The 22636-nt window shown below is 70.2% G+C and carries 26 protein-coding genes; 7 read left to right on the top strand and 19 right to left on the bottom strand.

Going from position 1 to position 22636, the window contains the following annotated elements:
* Positions 1 to 19: 19 nt before the first annotated feature.
* Together ACQP00_RS14960 and ACQP00_RS14955 are read right to left on the bottom strand one after the other, a co-directional pair.
* Positions 20 to 385 carry a VOC family protein gene (locus ACQP00_RS14960; protein WP_433223858.1) on the bottom strand — a complete coding sequence of 122 codons (366 nt, stop codon included), beginning with the start codon at positions 383 to 385 and terminating at the stop codon, positions 20 to 22.
* A gap of 58 nt (positions 386 to 443) precedes the next feature.
* On the bottom strand, positions 444 to 911 hold the full coding sequence (locus ACQP00_RS14955) for a MarR family winged helix-turn-helix transcriptional regulator (RefSeq protein WP_433219343.1): 468 nt from the start codon (positions 909 to 911) through the stop codon (positions 444 to 446).
* Between the two features lie 71 nt (positions 912 to 982).
* Between ACQP00_RS14955 and ACQP00_RS14950 the strand changes: the two genes are divergently transcribed.
* Positions 983 to 1621 (top strand): DUF998 domain-containing protein, encoded by a 639-nt coding sequence (locus ACQP00_RS14950; RefSeq protein WP_433219341.1) that lies wholly within the window; start codon positions 983 to 985, stop codon positions 1619 to 1621.
* Here ACQP00_RS14950 and ACQP00_RS14945 read toward each other — a convergent pair.
* The 6 genes from ACQP00_RS14945 to ACQP00_RS14920 all read right to left on the bottom strand — a co-directional run bounded on the left by ACQP00_RS14945 (position 1618) and on the right by ACQP00_RS14920 (position 7607).
* Positions 1618 to 2781 carry a serine hydrolase domain-containing protein gene (locus tag ACQP00_RS14945; protein WP_433219339.1) on the bottom strand — a complete coding sequence of 388 codons (1164 nt, stop codon included), beginning with the start codon at positions 2779 to 2781 and terminating at the stop codon, positions 1618 to 1620. The genes ACQP00_RS14950 and ACQP00_RS14945 overlap by 4 nt on opposite strands.
* Entirely contained in the window at positions 2778 to 3626 is an 849-nt protein-coding gene (locus tag ACQP00_RS14940) for an NAD(P)-dependent oxidoreductase (protein ID WP_433219337.1), read from the bottom strand. The genes ACQP00_RS14945 and ACQP00_RS14940 overlap by 4 nt, the downstream gene beginning before the upstream one ends.
* Before the next feature lie 28 nt (positions 3627 to 3654).
* Positions 3655 to 4848: an endonuclease/exonuclease/phosphatase family protein gene (locus ACQP00_RS14935; RefSeq protein ID WP_433219335.1), complete on the bottom strand. Its 1194-nt coding sequence runs from the start codon at positions 4846 to 4848 to the stop codon at positions 3655 to 3657.
* A 459-nt stretch (positions 4849 to 5307) separates the two neighbouring features.
* On the bottom strand, positions 5308 to 6222 hold the full coding sequence (locus tag ACQP00_RS14930) for an IS3 family transposase (RefSeq protein WP_433200655.1): 915 nt from the start codon (positions 6220 to 6222) through the stop codon (positions 5308 to 5310).
* Positions 6219 to 6530 carry a transposase gene (locus ACQP00_RS14925; RefSeq protein WP_433200652.1) on the bottom strand — a complete coding sequence of 104 codons (312 nt, stop codon included), beginning with the start codon at positions 6528 to 6530 and terminating at the stop codon, positions 6219 to 6221. The genes ACQP00_RS14930 and ACQP00_RS14925 overlap by 4 nt, the downstream gene beginning before the upstream one ends.
* 18 nt (positions 6531 to 6548) lie before the next feature.
* Positions 6549 to 7607 (bottom strand): IS630 family transposase, encoded by a 1059-nt coding sequence (locus ACQP00_RS14920; protein WP_433219334.1) that lies wholly within the window; start codon positions 7605 to 7607, stop codon positions 6549 to 6551.
* A gap of 330 nt (positions 7608 to 7937) precedes the next feature.
* Between ACQP00_RS14920 and ACQP00_RS14915 the strand changes: the two genes are divergently transcribed.
* Complete coding sequence (locus ACQP00_RS14915; protein WP_433223854.1) at positions 7938 to 9128, top strand: IS110 family transposase; 1191 nt, start codon at positions 7938 to 7940, stop codon at positions 9126 to 9128.
* A gap of 49 nt (positions 9129 to 9177) precedes the next feature.
* Here ACQP00_RS14915 and ACQP00_RS14910 read toward each other — a convergent pair whose 3' ends face one another.
* The 5 genes from ACQP00_RS14910 to ACQP00_RS14890 form a co-directional block, all read right to left on the bottom strand.
* Positions 9178 to 10374, bottom strand: a complete 1197-nt coding sequence (locus ACQP00_RS14910) for an FAD-dependent oxidoreductase (RefSeq protein ID WP_433219332.1) — start codon at positions 10372 to 10374, stop codon at positions 9178 to 9180.
* A 63-nt stretch (positions 10375 to 10437) separates the two neighbouring features.
* Positions 10438 to 11034: a PadR family transcriptional regulator gene (locus ACQP00_RS14905; RefSeq protein ID WP_433219330.1), complete on the bottom strand. Its 597-nt coding sequence runs from the start codon at positions 11032 to 11034 to the stop codon at positions 10438 to 10440.
* Positions 11031 to 11885: an oxidoreductase gene (locus ACQP00_RS14900; protein ID WP_433219328.1), complete on the bottom strand. Its 855-nt coding sequence runs from the start codon at positions 11883 to 11885 to the stop codon at positions 11031 to 11033. Before ACQP00_RS14900 ends, ACQP00_RS14905 begins: the two co-directional genes overlap by 4 nt.
* A 12-nt stretch (positions 11886 to 11897) precedes the next feature.
* Positions 11898 to 12779, bottom strand: coding sequence for a hypothetical protein (locus ACQP00_RS14895; protein WP_433219327.1), 882 nt, complete (start codon positions 12777 to 12779; stop codon positions 11898 to 11900).
* A gap of 430 nt (positions 12780 to 13209) precedes the next feature.
* Entirely contained in the window at positions 13210 to 14304 is a 1095-nt protein-coding gene (locus ACQP00_RS14890) for an SPFH domain-containing protein (protein ID WP_433219325.1), read from the bottom strand.
* A 77-nt stretch (positions 14305 to 14381) separates the two neighbouring features.
* On the opposite strand from ACQP00_RS14890, the gene ACQP00_RS14885 reads away from it, so the two are divergent.
* The gene (locus ACQP00_RS14885) at positions 14382 to 15062 is read left to right on the top strand and encodes an NUDIX hydrolase (RefSeq protein WP_433219323.1); all 681 of its coding nucleotides are present in this window, start codon (positions 14382 to 14384) and stop codon (positions 15060 to 15062) included.
* Positions 15063 to 15503: 441 nt separating this feature from the next.
* Here the strand turns inward: ACQP00_RS14885 and ACQP00_RS14880 are convergent, their stop codons facing one another.
* From ACQP00_RS14880 to ACQP00_RS14870, 3 genes are read right to left on the bottom strand one after another with little or no spacing between them, the layout of a single operon-like run.
* Complete coding sequence (locus ACQP00_RS14880; protein WP_433219321.1) at positions 15504 to 16211, bottom strand: hypothetical protein; 708 nt, start codon at positions 16209 to 16211, stop codon at positions 15504 to 15506.
* Positions 16208 to 16351 (bottom strand): hypothetical protein, encoded by a 144-nt coding sequence (locus ACQP00_RS14875; protein ID WP_433219319.1) that lies wholly within the window; start codon positions 16349 to 16351, stop codon positions 16208 to 16210. The genes ACQP00_RS14880 and ACQP00_RS14875 overlap by 4 nt, the downstream gene beginning before the upstream one ends.
* A 56-nt stretch (positions 16352 to 16407) precedes the next feature.
* Positions 16408 to 17175, bottom strand: a complete 768-nt coding sequence (locus tag ACQP00_RS14870; protein WP_433219318.1) for an SDR family NAD(P)-dependent oxidoreductase — start codon at positions 17173 to 17175, stop codon at positions 16408 to 16410.
* 69 nt (positions 17176 to 17244) lie between these two features.
* Here ACQP00_RS14870 and ACQP00_RS14865 point away from each other — a divergent pair, with 69 nt between their 5' ends.
* Together ACQP00_RS14865 and ACQP00_RS14860 are read left to right on the top strand one after the other, a co-directional pair.
* Positions 17245 to 17751, top strand: a complete 507-nt coding sequence (locus ACQP00_RS14865; RefSeq protein ID WP_433219316.1) for a MarR family winged helix-turn-helix transcriptional regulator — start codon at positions 17245 to 17247, stop codon at positions 17749 to 17751.
* Between the two features lie 753 nt (positions 17752 to 18504).
* On the top strand, positions 18505 to 19077 hold the full coding sequence (locus ACQP00_RS14860) for a hypothetical protein (RefSeq protein WP_433219314.1): 573 nt from the start codon (positions 18505 to 18507) through the stop codon (positions 19075 to 19077).
* 98 nt (positions 19078 to 19175) lie between these two features.
* Here the strand turns inward: ACQP00_RS14860 and ACQP00_RS14855 are convergent, their stop codons facing one another.
* Positions 19176 to 19361 (bottom strand): hypothetical protein, encoded by a 186-nt coding sequence (locus ACQP00_RS14855; protein WP_433219312.1) that lies wholly within the window; start codon positions 19359 to 19361, stop codon positions 19176 to 19178.
* A gap of 97 nt (positions 19362 to 19458) precedes the next feature.
* On the opposite strand from ACQP00_RS14855, the gene ACQP00_RS14850 reads away from it, so the two are divergent.
* Positions 19459 to 19905: a MarR family winged helix-turn-helix transcriptional regulator gene (locus ACQP00_RS14850; RefSeq protein ID WP_433219310.1), complete on the top strand. Its 447-nt coding sequence runs from the start codon at positions 19459 to 19461 to the stop codon at positions 19903 to 19905.
* Between the two features lie 170 nt (positions 19906 to 20075).
* Here the strand turns inward: ACQP00_RS14850 and ACQP00_RS14845 are convergent, their stop codons facing one another.
* Positions 20076 to 21344 carry an FAD-dependent oxidoreductase gene (locus ACQP00_RS14845; RefSeq protein ID WP_433223856.1) on the bottom strand — a complete coding sequence of 423 codons (1269 nt, stop codon included), beginning with the start codon at positions 21342 to 21344 and terminating at the stop codon, positions 20076 to 20078.
* Positions 21345 to 21456: 112 nt separating this feature from the next.
* Between ACQP00_RS14845 and ACQP00_RS14840 the strand changes: the two genes are divergently transcribed.
* Entirely contained in the window at positions 21457 to 21918 is a 462-nt protein-coding gene (locus tag ACQP00_RS14840; RefSeq protein ID WP_433219308.1) for a MarR family winged helix-turn-helix transcriptional regulator, read from the top strand.
* Here ACQP00_RS14840 and ACQP00_RS14835 read toward each other — a convergent pair.
* Positions 21911 to 22612, bottom strand: a complete 702-nt coding sequence (locus tag ACQP00_RS14835; RefSeq protein WP_433219306.1) for a dihydrofolate reductase family protein — start codon at positions 22610 to 22612, stop codon at positions 21911 to 21913. The two genes, ACQP00_RS14840 and ACQP00_RS14835, sit on opposite strands and share 8 nt — an antisense overlap.
* Between the last annotated feature and the right edge of the window lie 24 nt (positions 22613 to 22636).

The following is a 22636-nucleotide window of genomic DNA, read 5'->3' as shown; positions in this document are numbered from 1 at the left end:
GCTTCGCCGCCCAGGCCGGCTAAATGTCGGTGGGGGTCCCGGGGTCCTGCGAGAGGAGCCGGAGGTGGTCCGCCCGCGACTCCAGGACGCAGAACAGGTTGCCGCCGGGATCGGCCATGACCACCCAGCCCTCATCACCCCGCTGCCCGACGTCGGCGGGCCGGGCCCCCAGCTCGACCGCCCGCGCCACGCACGCCGCCTGGTCGTCCGGCCGCAGATCGAGGTGGATCGCGCCCGGCTCGACCGGCTCCGCGGAGGGCTGGATGAGCAGCGCCGGACCGGTGTCGCCGACGAGCAGTACCGAATCACTGTGGTTCGGCGCAACCCGGTAACCGAGCAGATCCCGCCAGAACCGTGCAACCTCGGCCGGCACGTGCGTCTTCATCGTCACTGTAGCGATCGTGATGTGGACCATGCCCCCATTCTCAGTGTTCGCCGCGCGGTCAGGGCCGGTCGGCGCGGATGGCTGCGGCCTGCTCGCGGGCCAGGGCGCGCATGCGTTGGAAGAGGTCGAGCAGCAGGTGCAGCTGGGCTTCGTCGTAGCCGGCCAGGGCGGTGTTCCAGCCGGTGGCCATGCCGGCGAAGAGGGGTTCGATCTCGCCCAGGCGGGCGGCGACGGGTTCGACGATGACCCGGCGGCGATCGACCGTGTCGTGGGTGCGCCGGACCCAGCCGGCGCGTTCCAGCCGGTCGACCATGCGGGTGACGGCGCCGCTGGTGAGGCCGGTGCGCTGCATCAGCTCGCCCGCGGTGGCCGTGCCCTGTTCGAGCAGCGCGGTCAGGCACTTGAAGTCGGCCAGCGGCAGCCCCAGGCGGTCGGCCGCCGCCTGCTGCACCAGGATCGCGTCGGCCACGGCCTGGGTGAGCGTCGCCTGCAGGTCGGCCATCAGCGCCTGCCTTGACCTTGACATAGCCGCACTCTACCGGGGCATAATCTGCGCGAGTCGTTATCTGCACGATGCAGATTATGATTGGAGCAGATATGTCACGTGTACGCCTCGCCGCCGGGATCGTCGGCCCCGTGCTGTTCACCGTGGCGACGGTGGTCCAGGGCGCCGTCCGGCCGCACTTCGATCCGGTGCGACACCTCATCAGCGACCTCGCGCTGACGTCCCAGGGCTGGCTGCAGACCGCGAACTTCGTGGTGACCGGCATCCTGGTCGTCGTCTTCGCCACCGGCCTGCGCCGGACCATCCGGGACGGGCCGGCCTCGGCCTGGGGTCCCCGCTGGATCGCGCTGGCCGGCCTGGCGCTCGTCGCGGCCGGGCTCTTCACCACCGACCCCGGCCCGGACTATCCACCGGGCGCCACCCCGACCACCTCCTGGCACGGGATCCTGCACCAGATCGCCGGCCCGCTCGTGTTCGTCAGCCTGAGCGTGACGGCGTTCGTCTACGCCCGCCGCGTCGCCCGGGGCTGGGCCGTCGCCGCGGGCATCCTCGTCGCGCTGTGCTTCCTCGTCACCGACGTGCTCGTCACGCTCGCGTACAGCGGCACCTGGCCAGACGCCCCGGCCGGCCTGTTCGAGAGCGCCGCCCTCTACATCGGCCTGGCCTGGCTCACCACGCTGGCGATCCGCACCCTGCGCCGGCCACCGGCCACCGCGACGCGGCCCGGCTAGCCGGCCAGGACGTTCGCGGCGGCCTTGCGGGCGGGGTTGGCACTGCCCCACGTCGCGTCGGGGTGGACACGGTTGGTCAGCAGCACCAGGATCAGCTTGCGGTGCGGGTCGACCAGCAGCGAGGTACCCGTGAAGCCGGTATGACCGAAGGCGCCGTGACCCGCCAGGCGGCCCATGTACCAGCTCTGGTCGATGTCGAAGCCGAGCCCGTGGGCCGCCGCCGGGCCGAAGCGGGCGTTGTTGTCCGTGCGCAGCTGGTCCACTGTGGAGGGTCGCAGCAGCGGGCCGCCGCCGTCCAGCAGGGCGCGGGCGAACTGGGCCAGGTCGGCGGCCGTGGAGAAGATGCCCGCGTGGCCGGCTGCGCCGCCCAGGCCGGCGGCGGCCGGGTCGTGGACGGTGCCGCGCAGGCCGTGCTCGGTCGCCGCGATGCGCGGTAGCAGGGTCGGCGGCGGGAGGTAGCCGGTGTCGGGCATGCCGAGCGGGGCGGCGATGTCGCGGCGGACCAGGGTGTCGAGGGAGTCGCCGGTCAGGCCGGTGACGATCGCGCCGAGGGCGATGAAGTTCTGGTCGGCGTACAGGAAGCCGGTTCCGGGGGCGGCTACGGGAGGCTGGCGCAGTACCGATGCGAGCCGTTCTTCTGGGGTTGTTCCTGACAGTGGCGTGTCCTTGGACAGGCCCGAGGTGTGGGTGAACAGCATGCGGACCGTGATGCCGGGTTTGGTGTCGAAGAACGGGAGATAGCGCGCGGCCGGGGCGTCCAGGTCGAGTCGGCCGCGCTCGACCAGTCGCAGGGCCAGGACCGCGGTGAACATCTTGGTCAGCGAAACCAGGTCGTAGATGGTGTCGGGGCGGGCGGTGACGCGCTCGGCGGCCGGCAGCTCGGACTTGTCGGCCGCGTACCGCACGGCGTCGCCGACCGCGAAGTGCGCCGCGACCCGGCCGTCGACGGCGGCGAAGGCGACCGCGCCCGGGTACAGCGGATGGTGCGGATTCTCCGGCGTCGGCTGCAGGTAGCGGGCGACGGCCGGCTTGAGGCCGGCATCATCCTGGGTGACGGCGGTCGTCGGAGTTGTCGGGTTGGACGGCGCGGCATGCGCCTCGCACCCGGCCACGGCGGTGGCCGCGGCCAGGGCGAGGAAGGACCGGCGGGTCAGGCTCACTTCGGCCGGCGGACGGCCTCGTAGACGGCGGCCAGGTCGCGCTCGCCCAGGCCACGGGCGAGGGCCTCGTCGTACCGGCCGCGGGCCGCGTCCACGATGGACGTATCGACGCCGAGGGACGCCGCGAGCTCGCTCACGAGCCGGGCGTCCTTGGCCGCACCCTCGGCCGGGAACGCCACCGGATAGTCGCGGCGCTGCATCATCGGGCCCTTGACCTGCGCGTACGGCCAGTCGAGGGCGCCGCCGGCGATCAACGGCAGCAGGTCGACACCGAGCGCGTCGGCGAGGGCGGCGCTCTGGGCGTACGCAGCGGTCGCGGTCACCACCCAGCTGTTCACGACGAGCTTGGTGCGGCTGCCCTGCCCGGCCGCGCCGAGCCAGCTGACCTTGGCCGCGATCGGCGCCGCCAGCTCCTCGACCCGGCCCCGGACCTCCGCCGGCCCGGACGCGAGCACGTGCAACTGCCCCTGCTCGGCGGGGCCGCGGGTGCCGAGGACGGGCGCGTCGACGTACAACAGGCCCAACTCCGACGCGAGCCCGGCCAGCTCGTCGGCGCCGTCGGCCCCGACCGTGCTCAGCTGCAGCCAGAGCGTCCCCGGCGCGAGCCCCGGCGCCGCCGCCCGCATGACGTCGGCCACCGCGCCCGCGTCGAACAGCATGGTCACCACCGGATCGGCCCCGGTGACGGCCTCGGCCGCACTGTCCGCCACGACCGCCCCGTCGGCGGCGAGCGGCTCGGCGTGGGCGCGGGTGCGGTTCCACACCCGCACCTCGTGCCCGGCCTTGCGCCAGTTGCGGACGATCGCGGCGCCCATGATCCCGGTGCCCAGCACTGCCAAAGTCATGGCACCGATACTGCCACGCGGTATTGCCCTAGATGTCCAGGTCCACCCAGACCGCCGCGTGGTCGCTGGCCCCGTGCTTGGCGGCGGTCAGCTCCTGGTACGTCGTCCACAGCTTGGGCGGATTCTTGTTCTCCGGGCTCCCCCAGAGCCCCTTGCGGAACACCCCGCCGCCGGTCACCTTGGCCGCCAGCTCGGGTGAGAGCAGAATGTAGTCGAGCCGGTTGGAGATGGTGCACGACTGGAACGTGCCCGGCCGCTCCTTGCCGGTGTCCTTCGGGTCGAACAGCCCCCCGAACGCATCCAGGTCATAGCAGCTGACCAGCGGCGTCCCGGCGTCGAGCAGCGCCTCCAGCGTCGGGTGGTGCTTCGGATCGTGCCGGTCGGGCCCCTTGTTGAAGTCCCCGAGCACCGCGATGTACTCCGCACCCTCCGCCCGCAGCCGGTCGTAGATCGCCCGCACCTCGGTGCTCTGCCGCGTCCGCAACGGATCCGGATCGCCCGACGCGAACGACTGACTCTTGAGATGGTTCAGCAACAGATACAGAACGGCGCCGCTTTCCAGTTTCAGCTTGTACAGCGGGCAGTCCCGACTGAACAACCGCTTCCCCGCCACGGCCGGATCGGGCACGTCGACGTGACTGCGCACCCAGTCAATGGTGACGTCGCCGGTGGCCACCAGCCCGACATCGATCCCGCGCGGATCGTTGCCGTCGACGAGCATCGCGTGCTCGTAGCGCCGCTCCAGCAACTCGTCGTTGAACCGCACCAGCGCCGGCCGGTTCTCGGCCTCGACCAGACACAGCACGTCGGCCGCGAGCTCCCCGATCACCCGAGCCGTCATCCGCGTGCCGACCTCGTCAACCGGCTCGGTGATCAGCTCCACCCACCCGGTCCAGTCCCCGCGCCCCTTGGCCACGATCCGCGGCTCCCGATCACTGGGCGCGGCCAGGAAGTCGCCCCGGTTCTCCCGGAGCAGCGCCCAGGCCGTGTCGAACTGACTGGGATTGAGCCGCCGCCCGGCCCTCGTCTGCACCAGCACCTTCAGCGTGACAAGGGCGTCGAGCATGGCCGCCTTGTCGTCGTCGCTGTACTCGTCGTTGGCCGCGATCCGATTGAACGTCTCAAACGCCGCGAGCGCCGGCTGCCCGACCTCCCGCACGGTGTTGTCCATCGCCTTGGCCCGAGCGAACAGATTCTCCACGTTGAACGTAGCGAGCCGCATGTCACGCAACGTAGCAGCCCCCCACCGTGGGTCAGGTCAGCTAAACGACAGCCCGTGCCTGCTTAGCGCCTCGTCGAGTATTCCGAGCGCCTTGGGCCCCATCCCATGCAACTTGGCCAGCTCAGCCCGAGACACCCGATCAAGTTCCCGCAGCCGCGTATACCCAGCGTTGTGGAGCGCCCGAGTAGCAGGCGCCCCAATCCGCGGCAACGACTCAAGCTCAGCATCCACGCAACAGATGCTAGGCCTTTCAAAGACAACCGAAACCACAAGCCGACATCTCTGACCAGCACGGCAACCTTCGGGGCTTCCGGAAATGCCAGGCCCTTCAAACACGACCGAAACCACTAGTGTCGTGAGTCGTTAATGCGTGTGCAGTAGCGGGCGATGGATTCGAGGATCTGGTCGGCGGTCTTGGTCCAGACATAGTGAGTTCCCCCCGTTTCGACGGAGCGGTGGTTACCTGCTTCCGGTCGGGGCAGGGCTGAGGTTATCTGGCTCGGCCTGGGCGTGCCAGGCGGCCTCGTACTCGTCGGGGCTGCGGTAGCCGAGTTCGCGTTGGATGCGGCGGGTGTTGTACCAGGTGTCGATGTAGGTGAAGATCGCGTTCTCGGCCTCGTCGCGAGTCCGCCAGCTCGTTCGGTAGACGAGTTCGATCTTCAGAGTGGACCAGAAGTTCTCCATCAGGGCGTTGTCGAACGAGTCACCGACCGAGCCCATCGACGGCCGGATTCCGTTGTCCTGCAAGCGTTGCGAGAAGCGGAAGCTCGTGTAGTTCGACCCGCGGTCGCTGTGATGTATGAGCTGGCCGTCGCGGACGTCGCGGGACCAGATGCCGTACTCGAGAGCGGCGAGAATCAGGTCGGTGTCGCACCGGTCGGAGGTCTTCCAGCCGACGATGCGGCGGGAGAACACGTCGCGGACGGCGGCCAGCCAGAACACGCCCTCGCCGCAGGGGATGCGGGTGGCGTCTGCGACCCACAGCCGGTTCGGGCCAGCCGCGGTGAACTGCCGATTGACCAGGTCCGGTGCCGGCGTGTGCCGCGGGTCCTGCCGGGTTGACCCGCCACGCCAGCCGCGGCGCAGGAACGCCCCGTGCCAGCTCTGCTGCGCCATGAGCCGCTCGACCCGCTTACGGCCGACCCGGATGCCGTCACGGCGCAGTTGCCGATGCACCCGGTCCGCGCCGTAGGTGCAGCCGGAGGCTTCCCAGATCTCGTAGATGTTGGAGAGCAGGCCGAGGTCGACCAGGTCGCGGTCACATGGCTGCTCGGCTGCGCGCACCCACTGGTAGTAGGTTGACTCGGCGATGTTGAGGACCCGTAGCAGGAGCGCGACCGCGAAGCGGCCGGAGTGTTCGTTGATGAACCTCATGACCGTCGCCGGGCCGGGCCGAGCTCCGACGCGAAATAGCTGCTCGCAGCACGCAGGATCTCATTCACCCGGCGCAGCTCAGCGACCTCTTCCCGCAGCCGGCGGTTCTCCTGCGCCATCTCGGTCGTCGGCCGATCGTGTCGTTCACCTGCGTCGGCCTCAGCCTGGCGAATCCAGTTCCGCAACGCCTCGTGATGCACGTTCAGCTGCTCGGCGAGTCGCCGGATGGTCGGCTTCGGGTTCGACTCGCGATACAGACGCACGGCACGCGCACGCAGCTCGTCGGGGTACTTCTTCGGTGCGGCCACAGAACTTCCTCCCCATGATCAGTCGATCACGTTTGAGAAGCTCCGCCAAACCGGGGGGAACTCATAGGGCTTTGGGTTGTTGTTCCAGGCCTCGATCCAGGCGCGGATGTCGGTGTTGAGGGCGCGGACGGTGCGGTGAGTGCCGCGTTGGAGTTTCTTGGTGGTCAGTTCCCCGAACCAGCGTTCGACGAGGTTGAGCCAGGATGCGCTGGTCGGGACGAAGTGCAGGACGAACCGCGGGTGGGCGGTCAGCCAGCGTTTGATGGTCGGGGTTTTGTGGGTGGAGGCGTTGTCCAGCACTACGTGCACGTCCAGGTCCGCCGGGACCTGCCGGTCGAGGGTCTGGAGGAACTTCTTGAACTCGATCGCGCGGTGCCGGGCATGGAGGGAGCCGATCACCTGGCCGGTGGCCAGGTCGAGGGCGGCGTAGAGGCTTGAGGTGCCGGCCCGGACGTAGTCGTGGGTGGCGCGGGCCGGGGTGCCGGGCAGCATCGGCAGGACCGGGGCGGTGCGGTCCAGTGCTTGGATCTGCGACTTCTCGTCCACGCACAACACCACGGCGCGTTCCGGCGGATCGAGGTACAGCCCGACGACATCACGGACCTTGTCGATGAACAGCGGGTCCTTCGACAGTTTCCACGCGTCCTGCCGGTGCGGCTGCAATCCGAACGCCCGCCAGATCCGTGAGATCGCGGTCTGCGACAGACCAACCTCAGCAGCCAACGAGCGGGTCGACCAGTGCGTGGCGTCCTTCGGTGTCGTCTCGAGGGTTGTGGTGATCACCCGCTCTACATCAGCGTCGGCGATCGTGCGGGGCCGGCCGGGCCGCGGCTCGTCCAGCAGGCCGTCGAGCCGATCACCGGCGAACCGGTTCCGCCACTTCGTCACCGTGCTACGCGAAACGCCGAGTTCCTCGGCGATCTGCCCGTTCGCGGCCCCGCCGGCAGCCGCGCAGGCAAGGACCACCCGCGACCGCAACGCCAGGGCCTGCGCACTCGAGGGACGACGCGACCACGCTAGCAACTGCTCTCGCTCGTCATCAGTAAGCACGATCGGTACTGCTGTCGGCAACGGCATAACACACCTGTACCCACTGACGACGATTTAACGACTCAGGACACTAGCCGACATCACAAGGCAGTGAGCCTTTCTGACACTTCCCCCCCCACCACCCGTTACCTTTTTTAGGTCCCCGTTGGGGGCGCTCGGTCGCCTGGTTCGGTATGACTTACTGCCCCTGTCGTCGGCATGATCCGGGGGGTGTTGTCGCCGGGCTGGGTGGCGTCGACGGACCGCTGATAGGGACACGACCACCTGATGTGCCTGGGTAGGTCTCTTCGTAACGTGGCTGCCGGCAGTCGACGCCAAGTTCGCGATCGAGGCTTGGGACCGTCGCGGGGAGGCGATGTGCACGGCGACTATCAGGTGTTTCTCGGGCTTGACGTCGGTAAGGACGGCCATCACGCGGTGGCGTTGACCCGGGAGGGCAAGCGGCTGCACGACGCCGCGTTGGTCAATACCGAGGCGAAGCTGCGGCAGGTGTTCGACCGGCTCGCCCGGCATGGCCGGGTTCTGGTGGTGGTTGACCAGCCGGCCTCGATCGGGGCGCTGCCGGTCGCGGTCGCCCGGCACGGCGGCCACCAGGTCGCATACTTGCCCGGACTGGCGATGCGCCGCATCGCGGACCTGCACCCGGGTGCAGCGAAGACCGACGCCCGTGACGCCTACGTCATCGCTGACGCCGCCCGCACGTTGCCGCACACCCTGCGCCGCGTCGACGTCGGCGACGAGACCCTGGCCGAGCTCGAGGTCCTGGTCGGCTTCGACGACGACCTCGCCGGTGAAGCCACCCGGATCAGCAACCGCCTCCGCGGGCTGCTGACCCAGATCCACCCCGCCCTCGAGCGGGTCCTCGGGCCGAAAGTCCAGCACAAAGCCGTGCTGGAACTGCTGTCACGCTGCGGCGGCCCGGCCGGTCTGCGTCGCGCGGGCCGGTCGAAACTCGCCGAGATCGTCCGTCCGCACGCACCCCGCATGGGCGAACGTCTGGTCGAGCAGCTCGTCGCCGCCCTGGGCGAGCAGACGGTGACCGTTCCAGGCACCGCTGCGGCGGAGAAGATCCTGCCGAAACTCGCTGAGAGTCTGCGCGAGGTGCTGCGCCAGCGTGACGAGGTGGCCCGGGAGGTCGAAGGGATGCTTGATGCGCACCCTCTTGCCTCGGTCCTGACGTCGATGCCGGGCATCGGGGTCAGGACCGCAGCCCGCATCCTCCTCGAGGTCGGCGATGGAGGCGCCTTCCCGACCCCCGGACATCTGGCCGCCTACGCCGGCCTGGCCCCGGTCACCCGCCGTTCCGGCAGCAGCATCCGCGGCGAACACCCACCTAAGGGCGGGAACAAGCAGCTGAAACGCGCGTTCTTCCTCGCCGCGTTCGCCAGCCTCTCGCACCCACCCTCACGGGCCTACTACGACCGCAAACGCGCCGCCGGCAAACGCCACAACGCCGCCCTCATCTGCCTCGCCCGCCGCCGCTGCGACGTCCTGTTCGCCATGCTCCGAGACCAGACGCCCTACCAAGCCCGTCAAGCTGCCGCTTGACGAAACCCATAGGGACACCCCCCCGGCCCCCGGCCCCGCAGCCTTCACCTCATCGAGCAGCAACCATCTCCCGAACCGGCGCATCGAACTCGATCGGGTAGTCGAACTGCCACGCGAACTTCTCCGGGTCCGCGAACGCCTTCATCGCGATCGGCATCAGCATGTCGCGCAGCAACCGCCCCACCGGCCCCGCCGCCTTGTCCGCGTTCGTCCGCGACGCCATCTTGATGATCCGCTCCACCCGCTCTCGCCGCATCCGCTCGTACTCCGTGAAGGCCGCCTGCACCGGCAGATCCCGCAGACCCCGGGCCAGCTGCACCGCGCTTTCGATGGCGAGGGACGCCCCCTGCCCCGAGCTCGGCGAGGTGGCGTGCGCCGCGTCTCCGAGCAGGACCACGTTGCCGCGGTGCCAGACCGGCACGCTCGGGATGTCCTCGAGGCCGCCGGTGATGACCAGGTCCTCCGGGCGCGTACGCCGGATCATGTCCACCATCGGCGTGCGGTCCTTGCTGGCCGTCTCGGCGATCCGGCGCAGCCACTCCTCGGCCGGGGTGGCCTGGGCCTCGGCGGCGCGCATCGGGGTCGGGTGGGGCAGGTTGGCGAACCAGCCGGCCTCGTCGGGCTCGATCTGGTACCCGAAGAAGGCCCGCTTGCCGAACACCATGTGCATCTTCGGGCCGGTCGGGACGAGCCCCTCGGCGGAGCAGCGGGCGCCGAAGCCGAGCAACCCGGCGTAGCGCGGGGCGGGTGCGTTGGGGTCGATCGCGTGGCGGACCGTGGAGCGGATGCCGTCGGCGCCGATCAGGATGTCGCCGGCGGCGGTGGTGCCGTCGGCGAAGGTGGCGACCGGGCCGTCGAGGGAGACCAGGCGCTTGCCGTGCTCGATGCGGATGCCGCGGTCGGCGGCCTCGTCGTAGAGGGCGCGGTAGAGGTCGGAGCGCCAGATCAGCAGCTGCTCGGGGAGGCGGTCGGGGGCCGTGAACTCGCCCAGCTGCTTGCCCGTCCAGCTCTGCATGATCATCGAGCGCATCGGGCGGCCGGCCGCGACGACCCGCTCCTCGGCGCCGATCGCGGCCAGGGCCTGGCGGCCGTTGGGAGCGAGGCCGAGGGCGCCGCCGACCCCGGTCGCCAAGCCGTCGTAGGCCTCGTAGACCGTCGCCTCGATGCCGACCTTCTGCAGTGCCATCGCCGCCACCGGACCGCCGATGCCGCCGCCGATGACGACCGCTTTGCCGATCTTCTCCATGACCAGTCCCCGCTCTCTGGATTAGTTGATACCAACTATCCGGGAGCGACTAGTCAGTGTCAACTATTCGGGGCGGTATTCTTCGCCGTGGGCGGCGGCCCACATCGGGCCCCACTCGTTGACGTGCGCGAACAGGTTCTGGACGAAGGTGATCTCGGCGTCGAGGAGGCTGACGCGGTACTGCTCCTCGATCAGGAACAGCGCCGGCACCCCCTCGGCCTCGGACTTCTCGATCGACTCCTCCGCCTCGGCGCGCAGGTCGGCGAGGCCCTTCAGCCGGTTGCGCAGCAGCGGGATGACCTCGTTGGGCGTCAGCGCGGCAATCATCGACAGCGCGGACACGAACGCCGGGTACTCGTGCTGCGGCTCCCCCACCAGCTCCCGCAGCCAGTCCCGCAGCTCCTCCCGCCCGGCGTCGGTGATCTGGTACACGGTCCGCTCCGGGCGCGCGCCGTCCCGGTTCACCTCCTGCTCGGCGACGAAACCGGCCTTGGCCAGCTGCTGCACCACCATGTACAGCGAGCCGTGATTGAACTTGATGCTGCGCGCGTCGCCGTGGTTGCGCAGGGTCTTGCTCAGCTCATACGGGTGCATCGCCGCACGGCTCAGATACGACAGGACCGCCAGCGCGAGAAGGTTTCCGACCTGTCGTTTCTTCATGGTGTACCCGCAGTGCTCAGTTCGGCCATCGCCTGCTCGTCGAGCTTCAGGTGCCCCGCCGCCATGTTCTCCTCGAGGTGCTCCAGCGACGCCGTGCCCGGGATCAGCAGGGTGTTGTCGGCGACCGCGAGCACCCACGCCAGCGCGACCTGGGCCGGGGTGGCGTCGAGCCGTTCCGCGACCGCCTTGACCTTGGGGTGCCCGAGCACCCGCGCCCGCCCGAACGCCGCGCCGAGCGGGAAGAACGGGACGAACGCGATCCCGCGCTCCCGGCACAGTTCCAGCACGGGCTGCGACGCCCGGTCGACCAGGTTGAACGGGTTCTGCACGCAGACGATCTCGGTCTTGTCGACGGCCTGCCGGAGCTGCTCCACGTCGACGTTACTCATCCCGATGCCGTCGATGAGCCCCGCGTCGCGTAGGTCGATCATGGCGTCGAGCTGCTCATCCAGTACCGACGCCGCGTCTTTCGAATGCAGCCGCAGGTTGACCGCATGCAGCTTGTCCAACCCAAGTGCCCGAAGGTTTTCCTCGACTCCGGCCCGGAGCTCCGCAGGTCGCTGCGCGGGGAGCCAGCCGCCCTTCTCGTCGCGCTTGGCGCCGACCTTGCTGACGAAGACGAGCTCCTCCGGATAGGGGTACAGTGCGCTGCGCAGGATCTCGTTGGCCACGTCGGGCCCGTAGTACTGCGCAGTGTCGATGTGGTCGACGCCCAGGTCGACGGCTCGGCGCACGACGGCGAGCGCCTCGGCCCGGTCCCGGGGCGGCCCGAAGGCACCGCGCCCGGGCAGCTGCATGGCGCCGAACCCGACGCGGTGGACGTTGCGCTTGCCCAGCGGGAAGGTTTTCACCGTCCCAATGTTTCACACGACCAGGTTGAGACGCCGCTCTGCTACTCCGATGCTCACCCGCTGCCCCCACGCCAGCTCCAGCCGGTCGCTCTCCAGCCCGTCGGCGAACACCACGAGCCGCTCCCCCTCGCAGGCGAGCTCCAGCCGCTCGTCGCCGCCGAGCCGCCCGCTGGTCAGCGTCGCCCCGGTGGCCGGCGAGGGCCAGGCCTCGCGCACGAACCAGCACACCTCATGCGCGAGCGGCGCCGGCAGCTCGGGCGCACCGGCGCGTTCCAGCGCGATCGACGAGCACCAACCGGTCGCCCCGGTCCCGGTCCCCACCACGACTCCGGAGGACGACTGCCGTTCGCGTTCCCCGCCTTGGGTCGTCAACGTGTACCGTGCGGACTGGTGGCCGACGTGCCCGAAGTACACCTCGTTCAGGCCCATCAGCTCCTGCCCGTCGTCGAGGCGCGCGGACACCATGGTGCGCTGCTCGGTGTTCCGCTTGTGCAGCAGTCCGCGCAGCGCCTTGGCCGAGTGCCGCACCAGCACCCCGGGATTGCGCCCCGGCTCCGGATCGACCCCGATCACCGGCTGCCCGTCGAGGTACTTGGCCACGTTCGCGACGAGCCCGTCCTGCCCCACGGCGATCACGATGTCCTCCGGCCCGAACAGGAACCGCGGCAGATCCTCCCGGTCGATGTGCCCACGCCGCCAGTCCGCGGGGATCGCGGCGCCGGCGGCGGTGAGCGCGGCGTTCAGGGCCGCGTGCCGCTTGGCCACCTCGTCCAGGTCCCGCCCGCGCTGGCGCAGGTAGTAGTCGGCGGCCGCGCGGGTGCCGTGCCGAGCGAGGAGTTCGTCGAGCTCACTACGCCGCGACACAACCACCGCGCGGGGTGCGAGGGTGCTCATGACTCGCCGCGCCCGTGGTTGCGCGCCTCGACGAGTTCGCTCTTGACCCTCCCGAGGCGATCGCGCACCTCGACCAACTCGCCGCTCCCACGCTCGCGCGCCTCGAGATCTCCTTGGACGCTCCCAAGGCGATTGCGCACCTCGACCAACTCGCCGCGTCCTCTCTCGACCGACTCCGGGCGATCACGCACCTCGACTCGCCCGCGGGGTGCCCGGGTGCTCGTGGCCGGCCCTGGGCGGTCGCGCACGTCGGCGACCACACGGGGTGCACGGATGTTGACGAGCAGCCCCGGACGATCGCGCACCTCTCCTCGCCCCCGGCACCCACGCACGGACGGCCGCAGGCGATCACGCACTCCGACTCGCCCCCGGCACCCTCGCGCGGCCGGCCTGCAGCGACCGCGCACCTCGACTCGACCTCGGCGCCTGCTCATGACTGGCCCAGACGCCCGAGCAGGCCGGTCAACATGTCCGGGGTGATGGTGAGCTGGCCGATCTCCGGCAGCTGACCGGCGAGGTCCCGAAGGGCCAGCGCCTGCAGTACCGCCGGTGCGAGGTCACGGTAGGCCGCCAGCCGCGCCGCCTCCGCCTCGCCCTCCGCGAGTCCGACGGCGCGCACACCGTCGGCCCGCGCCGCCATGCGCAGCCGGTCCGCCTCGGCCTCGGCGGCGGCCGCGATCCGGCTCCGCTCGGCGTCGGCGGTCGCCGTGATGCCCGACCGTTCCGCCTCCGCCTCGGCCGCGACCTTGGCCCGGTCCGCCTCGGCCTGCGCCGCGACGAGCGCCGCGGCCGCGTCGAGCTCGGCCTGCCGCTGGGTGTTCGCGCCGTGCTGCTCGACCAGCTGCTGCTCCCGCCGGGCCAGCTCGATCTTGTTCTGCAGCTCGTTCTCGGCGATCGCCCGCTCCTGCTCCACGGCCCGCGCCCGGCGCGCGTACGTGGCTCGGTCGGCCTCCTGCTGTACGGCCTCGCGGGTCGGCGTCTGCAGCGCCCGCTCCAGGTCCGGCTCGGGCCGGATCGCCACCACCCGCGCCGAGACCACGCTCACCCCGGTGTCGGTGAGCCGCGGATCGCTGCCCAGCGCCGCCGACACCGCCTCCCGCACCGGCGCGATCCCGGCCGTCAGCGCCTCGGTCAACGGCAACCGCGCGAGCAGATCGAGCGCCGGCTGCTGAGCCAGCTCAGCGAGCAGCGTCGCCACCTGGTCCAGCGGCTGGGCCCGCCACTGCCCGCCCTTCGGATCGACCGAGAAGTCGAGCCGCTCGGCCGCCGTGGCCGGCGCGCTGATCCGATACGTCACGGTCGCCTGCACCGTCACATCCGCAAAGTCACCGGTCCGCGCGTGGAACAGCAACGGCAATTCACGATCATCGACTGGTACCTCGCTGAGGACCGCGGTCAACGGCCGGTACCAGAACGATTGTCCAACCCCTTCGTGCTGCACCTTGCCCTTGACGTGGTGCCGCACCCAGCTCGTCGGCGCCCCGCGAAGGTGGCGCAGAAACAGACGCCGTGTCACGTCCGCCATGGCGACCCTCCCCATGAGTTATCGTCATGTAGACGATATAAGTCGTCGCCCTTTCTCGTCAATGTGGTGATAAATACATGACCTTCGCCGTCACGGTCGACCTGGTGATCCTCACCGTCCGGCAGGACGCCCTGCACGTCCTGCTGATCCGCCGGGCCATCCCGCCCTTCGAGGGCACCTACGCCCTGCCGGGCGGCTTCGTCCTGGATGGGGAGGACCTGCCGGAGGCGGCGATCCGCGAGCTGCGGGAGGAGACCGCGCTGAGCCCGTCAGCCGCCCACCTGGAGCAACTCGCCACGTACGGCACCCCGAACCGCGACCCGCGAGGCCGCGTAGTGACCGTGGCCTACCTCGCCCTACTGCCGGACGCCCCCACCCCGTCCGCGGGCAGCGACGCCGCCGAGGCCGCGTGGCTCCCGGTCGACTCCTTGCCCGCCCTAGCCTTCGACCACGCCACAATCCTGGCCGACGGCGTGGAACGAGCCCGCGCCAAGCTGGAGTACTCGCCGCTGGCCGCCGCCTTCTGCCCCCCGGAGTTCACCATCGCCGAACTCCGCCAGGTCTACGAGGCCGTCTGGTCGGCCAAGCTCGACCCCCGCAACTTCCACCGCAAGGCCACCTCGACGCCGGGCTTCGTAGAGCCGACGGGCCGCTCCACCGAGGGCGACCGCGGCCGCCCCGCCCAACTGTTCCAACGCGGCCCGGCAACGGTCCTGCACCCGCCACTCCTGCGCGCCCTCCCTTCAGCGGAGGTCTGACTCCTTCCAACTGCTCAACCGCGGCTGTTCAACGCGCCAGGCAACGGTCCTGCGTCCCCCCGCTCCTACGCGCACTACCTTCAGCGGAGGTCTGACTCCTTCCAGCTGTTCGACCGCGGCCCGGCAACGGTCTCGCATCCGCCATTCCTGCGCGTCCTCCCCCAGCGGAGGTCTGACTCCGTAGCCCTCGATCCGGCAACGGACCTGCATCTCCCCTCTGCGCGTCCTCGGCCCGACAACGGTCCTGCATCTCGCACTCCTGCGCTCTCGCCTCCCAGCGGAGGTCTGACTCGCAAGCCCCTCGGTCCGGACTCGTCGGCATGGCAGCACGAACTCCGACTCCTTGGCCCTCGGCCCGGACTCGTTGGCACGGCAGCGGGAACTCGGACTCCTTGGCCCTCGGCCGGGACTCGTTGGTGCGGCAACAGGAACTCCGACTCTTTATCCCTCAGCCCGGACTCGTTGGCGCGGCAACAGGAAACCGGCGGCGATCAGCCAGGCGAGGGCGGTGAACCGGGCGACCGGCAGCAGGTACGAGGCCCCGTCCACCAGCAGTGCCAGGGTCGACAGTTCCGCGATACCGGCGATCACCAGCCCGGCCCAGGCGAGCCACCTCGGCAGCAGCCGGGCGAGCAGTCCCGGAACCGCGATCCCGGCCACCAGCAACCCCAGCGGCACGACGTGCCCGACGCCGCCGGCGCCGAAGTTCAGGAATTGCAGCGCCCGTACGAGCGCCGGGTCGCCCTGCACCTCCGCCCGCGACAGGGTCCAGCCGATCAGGCCCGACAGCGCCAGGAACCCCGATGCGAGCAGCCCGCCCGCGAGCGCGATCGTCGGCCCCGGCACGCGAATGCCGAGTTGGTGCAGCCGCGCGCTCACGGTTGCCGCGTAGATGGCCAGCGGGATGGCGGCGCCGAACTGGAACGCACCGCCGAGCCTGACCGGGTTGGGGTTTTCGCGGAAGTACGCCACGATGTCCGCGCCATCTCCGAACGGCGACGGGTATGGATGGCCGCCGGCCAGTGCCGTGCCGAGCACCAGCCCGACCAGGAACAGCGCCGCGACCACAATCCCGAGCGCGCCCAGGTGCGGGCCGCCCTGCACGCGCCGCCGCGGAGGTGAAACCGCCGCTGAGGTGTCGGTGGTCATACGATCACCCGGCCGCCGGTGCCGAGCACCAGCCCGACCAGGAACAGCGCCGCGACCACAATCCCGAGCGCGCCCAGGTGCGGGCCGCCCTGCACGCGCCGCCGCGGAGGTGAAACCGCCGCTGAGGTGTCGGTGGTCATGCGATCACCCGGCCGCTGGTGAGGTCCGGTGAAGCCGCCGCTGGGGGTGTTGGCGGTCATACGATCACCCGGCCGCCGGTGAGGTCCAGGGTGGCGCCGGTGATCCAGGAGGCGGCGTCGGAGGAGAGGTAGAGGACGGCCTCGGCGATGTCCTCGGGGCGGCCGATGCGGCCCAGTGGGAAGTGTTGCACCATCTCGGCGAACTGTTGCTCGGTCATGTTGGCGTGCATGCGGTCGTTGAGGACCGCCGACGGGGCCAGGCAGTTGACCCGGATGCCGTGCCGGCCGACCTCGCTGGCCAGGTGCTTGCTGAACATCACGACGCCGGCCTTGGCCGAGGCGTAGGCGATGCTCGCCAGGCCGGCCAGGCGGCCGGCGGTGGAGGACATCGTGATGATCACGCCGGCGCGGCGGTCGATCATGCCTGGCAGGACCTCGCGCACGGCCAGGAAGACCGAGGTCAGGTCGGATTCGATGGTGGCGCGCCACTGGTCGGCGCCCAGGTCGGCGGTCGGGACGGGGCGGCCCTGGCCACCGGCGAACGGGGCGAGGATGTCGATCGGGCCGAGGGCGCGTTCGACGTCCTCGCGGATGCGGTGCACGGTCGCGGCGTCGGTCACGTCGCCGACCGTGGCCAGGGCGGTGCCGCCGGCCTCGGTGATCTCGCTGACGACCCGATCGACGGCGGCGACGTCGCGGCCGTTGACGGCGACGCGGACACCGTTGGCCGCCAGCGCGCGGCAGGTGGCGGCGCCGATGCCACGCGAGCTTCCGGTGACGAGGGCGACCTTGCCTGACAGGTCTGGATGGCTGGTGAACGACATGCGAGCACTCCTTTCAGGTGGCTGAATAGTTCATTGGAGTGAATCGTTCTCTTGGTGTACGATAGACCCATGACGGACGGCGGGCAACCCAAGCGACCACGAGGAGCGGCTTTCCTCTTGTCTCAACTTGGGGCGCACGCGGCGGAGCTGTTCGCGGATCGGGTGCAGCAACTGGGCCTCTCCCCGGCCGAGGTCGGGTTGCTGCGGATGATCAACGGGCAGCCGGGGCGCAGCCAGCAGTCGGTCGCTGTCGACCTGGGCGTGGTGCCGAGCCGCGTCGTCGTGCTCATCGACAACCTCAACCACAAGGGTCTGGTCGAACGCCGGCCGGGCAGCACGGATCGCCGGCATCACGAGCTGTATCTGACCGTGGACGGCGAGCAGATCATGATGGATATGCGCGCGATCGCTACGGAGCACGACGATGAGCTGCTCGAGGGTCTGGAGCCGGAGGAGCGGCGGCAGCTGACTGGGTTGCTGCAGCGGATCGCCGATCAGCAGGGGCTGACGCCGGGGGTGCATCCGGGGTATCGGCAGCAGGCAGGGCGCCGGAAACCGATCGCGCAGGGGAAGTAGCGGGGCTTCGCAGGGGCGGGGCCGCCGGAGGGGGGTCACCGGGGGCGCCGGGGGCAGGCCGCCCGGGGGGGCCGCCGGGGATGATGAGCGAGACGGGCTGTTTGTGGGTCGCGGGGGTAGAGAGACGGACCGTGCGGGCCAGGACCGAGCGACCATCGCCGAGTGGGGGCGTCCGCGTCGGGTGACCAACGGCGACAAAAGGCGGCGACGCCAGGGAACGCGGCAGCGTCAGTAAAGCGACCACCGCCGAGTGGGAGCGTCCGCGTCGGGCGACCAACGGCGACAAGAAGGCGGCGACGCCAGGAAAAGCAACCACCGCCGAGTGTGGGCGTCCGCGTCGGCGACCAGCGGCGGCAAAAAGGCGGCGACGCCAGGGAAACGCCGCGACACCAGGAAAGCGCGGCGCCAGGAAAAGCGAGACCGCCGAGCCGGGGGCATCGGCGTCGGGCGACCAACGGCGACAAAGAAGGCGGCGACACCAGGGAAACGCCGCGACACCAGGAAAGCGCGCGGCGGCACGAAAGCGGCCACTGCCGAGCGGGTGCGTCGGGCGACTAACGGTGGCACGGAAGCGCCGCGGCGGCAGGGAAACGCGGCGGCGGCAGGGAAGCGGGTGGCCGAGTCGGTGGTGGGTGGTGGCGGCCGGGTGGTGCGAGCTGGCTCACGTGCTGAGTGTTGGGTTCGGTAAGTGTCGAAAAGCCATCGGTCCGGGGCAGTGACGAGCCTGGTTCCCGGCGACTACGGTCTACGGGCATGAGCTCACCGCATGAGGCCGTGGTCGAGGCCGTGCCGCCACCGTCGGCGCCCAATGGGCCTACGACGGCCGGGCTGGGCAGCCGGGTTGTGGCGCTCATCGGTGCGGTCGCCGCCCTCATCGCGCTCGCGCTGCCGTGGGCGCGGGAGGACAACACCGTCACCGTCGAGACGAACTATGGGACGGCGACGCTGCTGCAGCGGGGCGGTGATGTCTGGAACGGGTGGGCGCTGCACGGGGCCAGCCGGCTCGATGGGCATCGGCCCGTCACGGTGGCCATGGCGATGCTCATCATCACCGCGACCGTGGTGCTCGTCGGGGCGGCCTGGGCGGCGTTCGAGCGGCCGCGGGCGATCTGGGTGGCGCCGACCATGGCCGGCGTGGCCATCCTCACGCTCGTGGTCAGCATTCCCGGGCTTGATGACGTTGCCGGGCGGTTTGGGGCCGGGCATCAGACGACTGTGGAGTTCGGGTTGCTGGTGTGGCGGGTCGCCCTTGCCGTGGTTGCCATCGGGGCGGCTCGGCTGGCGTTGCTGCAGGAAGCCGGCCGACGCCGCATCAAGAGCGACTAGAAAAAGCGCACCACGAGCGGCCGGATAAGACAGCAATCAAGAGCGGCCGGACGAAGACCCGATCAAGGACGAAGACCGGATCGAAGACGAAGACCCGATCAAGAGCTGGCAGCCCGCCGTTCCGCCGCGGCGCGCTTCTGGTTTTCGCGCATCTGCTTGTACTGGTTCTGGGCCTGCGGGCTCCAACCCTGGATCGCCCCCTCCACAGTGGCCGGGCCGAAGATCCGGAAGAAGAAGTTGCCCATGCGGTCCTTCTTCGCCGCGCGCTGCTTGAAGCCGAACACGTCCCCGGCCCTCCTTGGTGTGGCAATGATTGGTGTACCAATCGTTGGTGTACCGCTAGTATGGCAGCCACACGGTCATGAGGGAAGGGCGTACGCGGTGACCCGGAACGCACTGCCGGCCGATCCGCTGGCGTTGGAGCATCAGGTCTGCTTCGCGCTCGCGGTCGCCTCGCGGAACGTCGTTGCGCTCTATCGGCCGTTGTTGGAGCCGATGGGGCTGACGCACCCGCAGTACCTGGTGATGCTGGCGCTCTGGGGGCGCTCCCCGCTGTCGGTGAAGGAGCTCAGCGGGCTGCTGCAGCTCGACCCGGGCACCCTGTCGCCGCTGCTCAAGCGGCTCGAGGCCGGCGGGCTGATCAACCGGGGGCGGGCCGAGCACGACGAGCGGGTGCTGGAGGTCACGCTCACCGCACAAGGCAAGGCCCTGCGCGCCGAGGCCGAGAAGATTCCGCCGGCCATCTTCGACAAGCTCGGGATGCCGATGGAGGAGCTGCTGCAACTCCACGCCGCGCTCACCCGGGTCATCGCGATCACGAGCGAATAACCGAGAAGCGACGGCCAGAACGCGACGGCCAGAACGCGGCGACGACAAGCGACAGCAAGAACGCGATGGCCAGAATGCGACGGCCAGAACGCGACGGCCAGAACGCGACGGCCAGAACGCGGCGACGACAAGCGACAGCAAGAAGCACAGCGACAAACGGCAGCGGCAAACTAGCCGCGCACCTCGTACAAGTCAGCCTCGAAACGGCGCTTCAACAACGGGATCCGGTCGGTCGCGCGCAGAAACGTGCGCTGCGCGGCCAGGGCCACGCGGCCGATGTAAGGGCGGTGCACCAGCTGGTCGCCGCCCGTCTGCCGCTTCGAGGCCTCGACCGCCGCGAAGCCGTACGCGAGCATCTCCCGCTCATAATCGCCCACGGCCGCCACCAGCGGCCGCCCGCTCGTCAGCGCCTGCACGAGATGGTGGGCGTCGCGCAGTGCGGTGTTCGCGCCCACGCCCTGGCCGGGAGTCATCGTGTGGATCGCGTCGCCGAGCAGGGTCACGTTGTCGGTCGCCCACGGTTCGACGCGCACCGAGGTGCGGATGGTGATCGGGAAGCACGTGCTCGGGTCGGTCAGCGCGAACAGCCGGTGCAGCCGGGCATCCCAGCGCGGCGTGAGCGCGGTGACCAACCGGGCCAGATCGGCCCCGGAGCGTTGCATGACGTCGGCCGGAAACTTGTCCGTCGCGGCCCAGAAGCCCCAGTTCAGGTAGTCCCGCGTGTTGTCGAAGAGCAGCCCGGGCCAGGCTTCGAGGAGTTCCCGGTCGTTGCCGCCGATTTCATGTTTTAACGTGCCGTCGGCCCATGGGAACTCCATCCAGTGCAGGATGCAGGCCATCCCCCGCGGCGCGAGGACCATGCCGATGCCGGGAAACACCCCTGCAGGCATGAGCGAAGTGCTTTCAGGCGTCATCGGTACCTTCGCCGCCACCGCGATGATGCCCGCGTCCTCGAGCCGGGCGTGCGGGAGCCGCTGCCCGCGCACCGGTGAGTTGACGCCGTCGGCTCCCACCAGCAGGTCGCCGGTGTCGCTCGTACCGTCCGCGAAGTGCGCCGTGACCCGCCCGTCGGGCTCGTGGGAGTACCGGACGAAGGTCTTGTCGAAGTGCAGCACGTCCTCCATCCCGGTGAACAGCACCTGCCGCAGCGTCATGCGGCTCACGGACTTCTCGTCGTTCACGTCGTCCGTCGGCTCACGCAGCGTGAGGGTCAGCGTCCGCCGCAGGTGCTCGTCGAGGAACACGAAGCGCTCGGGAGCCTTGGCGCAGGTGGCCACGAACGTGCGGTACAGGTCGGGGGGCAGGCAGGCCTTGAGCGCGCGCGATCCGTGCGGGTCGATGCCGACGCGGTAGCCGTGCAGGCCCGAGCGGCGGGTCCGGTCGCGCTCGTAGACGGCCACGGTGATGCCGGCCCGGCGCAGGCCGTGGGCCAGGCACATGCCGCCGGTGCCCGCGCCGATGACGATGACCTTCACGTGAAGTTACCTCGCAAGTCTAGTCGCTAGAATTTCTAGTAACTTAGCGTACGAGCGATCCGGTAGCATCGCAAGGGTGGGTTCGGAGGAGCTGATCGGCGCGTTCGGCCGGGCGATGCAGGAGTACCAGCGGGCGGTCGACGCGCTCGACCAGCGCGCCGCCGACCGGCTGGGCATCAACCGGACCGACATGCGCTGCCTGGAACTGCTCTTCAGCGACGACGCCGAGAAGTCGCCGGGCGAGCTCGCCGCCGCGGCCGGCATGACGACCGGCGGGGTGACGACGGCGATCGATCGCCTGGAACGTGCTGGATATGTCACGCGAGAACGTGACGCGACCGACCGTCGCCGGGTGACGGTGCGCCCGACCCCCCGCGCCGAGCGCGCCGTGTTCGAGATCTACGGCCCGGTCGTCGAGCAGGGCCGTACGATCCTGGCGCGCTTCGACGACACGGTGCTGGCCGGGATGATCGAGGTGCTGGAACAGGCGACCCGCCAGCACAACGAGCACGCCGAAGCCCTCGGACACGTCACTTGAGCACCTTGTAGTAGAGGTGCGTGACGCCGGTGCCAGGGATGATCTCGGGGTCGGACAGGCGGGCCGAGACGCCGGTGAACCACGTGATGCCGCGACCCAGCAGCACCGGGGCCAGGGCGACCCGGATCTCGTCGAGCAGGCCCAGCTCCAGGCACTGCCGGGCAATCGAGGCGCTCGCCACCCCGACCCACTTCGCCGGGCCGGCCAACTCCCGGGCCGCGGCGACGGCCCGCGAGACGCCGTCGACAAACGAAAACGGCGCGGCGCCGGACGGGAACGGCGCATCGACGGACGAAAACGGCGCGTCGACGGACGAGAACGGCCCCTCGGCGGACGAAAACGGCGCATCGGCGGACGAGAACGGCACGTCGACGAACGGGACCGCGGCGGCCCGCGAGACGCCGTCGACAAACGAAAACGGGGCCGGGCGGTGCGAGACGACCACGACCGGGACCCCCATCGGGTGCGCACCGTTCCAGCCGCCGGTGAGGTCGAACAGGCGGCGCCCGCAGACCAGCGCCCCGAGATGCTCGAACCCGGAGCGCAGATGCCGGGCGCTGTTCTCCGAGACGGCGAACGGCGGCACGGCGACCGGCCCGTTGAAATACCAGCCGAACAGCTCGTCGCAGCGGTCGTCCGGGTCGGCGATGAAGCCGTCGAGGGACATGGTCATGTCGGCGATCACGATGCTCATGCGGGATATAACGCCACGCGCGCC

The organism is Dactylosporangium sp. CS-047395 (genome assembly GCF_050942185.1).
GTDB lineage: Bacteria > Actinomycetota > Actinomycetes > Mycobacteriales > Micromonosporaceae > Dactylosporangium.
The sequence above is the reverse complement of the archived record's forward strand: the minus strand, read 5'-3'. Positions and strand labels throughout refer to the sequence as shown.

Bases quoted from the DNA above. Each gene is read 5' to 3' on its own strand.
- ACQP00_RS14960 (WP_433223858.1), bottom strand. From the start codon at position 385: ATGAAGACGCACGTGCCGGCCGAGGTTGCACGGTTCTGGCGGGATCTG.
- ACQP00_RS14955 (WP_433219343.1), bottom strand. From the start codon at position 911: ATGTCAAGGTCAAGGCAGGCGCTGATGGCCGACCTGCAGGCGACGCTC.
- ACQP00_RS14950 (WP_433219341.1), top strand. From the start codon at position 983: ATGTCACGTGTACGCCTCGCCGCCGGGATCGTCGGCCCCGTGCTGTTC.
- ACQP00_RS14940 (WP_433219337.1), bottom strand. From the start codon at position 3,626: ATGACTTTGGCAGTGCTGGGCACCGGGATCATGGGCGCCGCGATCGTC.
- ACQP00_RS14935 (WP_433219335.1), bottom strand. From the start codon at position 4,848: ATGCGGCTCGCTACGTTCAACGTGGAGAATCTGTTCGCTCGGGCCAAG.
- ACQP00_RS14930 (WP_433200655.1), bottom strand. From the start codon at position 6,222: ATGAGGTTCATCAACGAACACTCCGGCCGCTTCGCGGTCGCGCTCCTG.
- ACQP00_RS14920 (WP_433219334.1), bottom strand. From the start codon at position 7,607: ATGCCGTTGCCGACAGCAGTACCGATCGTGCTTACTGATGACGAGCGA.
- ACQP00_RS14910 (WP_433219332.1), bottom strand. From the start codon at position 10,374: ATGGAGAAGATCGGCAAAGCGGTCGTCATCGGCGGCGGCATCGGCGGT.
- ACQP00_RS14905 (WP_433219330.1), bottom strand. From the start codon at position 11,034: ATGAAGAAACGACAGGTCGGAAACCTTCTCGCGCTGGCGGTCCTGTCG.
- ACQP00_RS14895 (WP_433219327.1), bottom strand. From the start codon at position 12,779: ATGAGCACCCTCGCACCCCGCGCGGTGGTTGTGTCGCGGCGTAGTGAG.
- ACQP00_RS14890 (WP_433219325.1), bottom strand. From the start codon at position 14,304: ATGGCGGACGTGACACGGCGTCTGTTTCTGCGCCACCTTCGCGGGGCG.
- ACQP00_RS14885 (WP_433219323.1), top strand. From the start codon at position 14,382: ATGACCTTCGCCGTCACGGTCGACCTGGTGATCCTCACCGTCCGGCAG.
- ACQP00_RS14880 (WP_433219321.1), bottom strand. From the start codon at position 16,211: ATGACCACCGACACCTCAGCGGCGGTTTCACCTCCGCGGCGGCGCGTG.
- ACQP00_RS14875 (WP_433219319.1), bottom strand. From the start codon at position 16,351: ATGACCACCGACACCTCAGCGGCGGTTTCACCTCCGCGGCGGCGCGTG.
- ACQP00_RS14870 (WP_433219318.1), bottom strand. From the start codon at position 17,175: ATGTCGTTCACCAGCCATCCAGACCTGTCAGGCAAGGTCGCCCTCGTC.
- ACQP00_RS14865 (WP_433219316.1), top strand. From the start codon at position 17,245: ATGACGGACGGCGGGCAACCCAAGCGACCACGAGGAGCGGCTTTCCTC.
- ACQP00_RS14860 (WP_433219314.1), top strand. From the start codon at position 18,505: ATGAGCTCACCGCATGAGGCCGTGGTCGAGGCCGTGCCGCCACCGTCG.
- ACQP00_RS14845 (WP_433223856.1), bottom strand. From the start codon at position 21,344: ATGTGCCTGGCCCACGGCCTGCGCCGGGCCGGCATCACCGTGGCCGTC.
- ACQP00_RS14835 (WP_433219306.1), bottom strand. From the start codon at position 22,612: ATGAGCATCGTGATCGCCGACATGACCATGTCCCTCGACGGCTTCATC.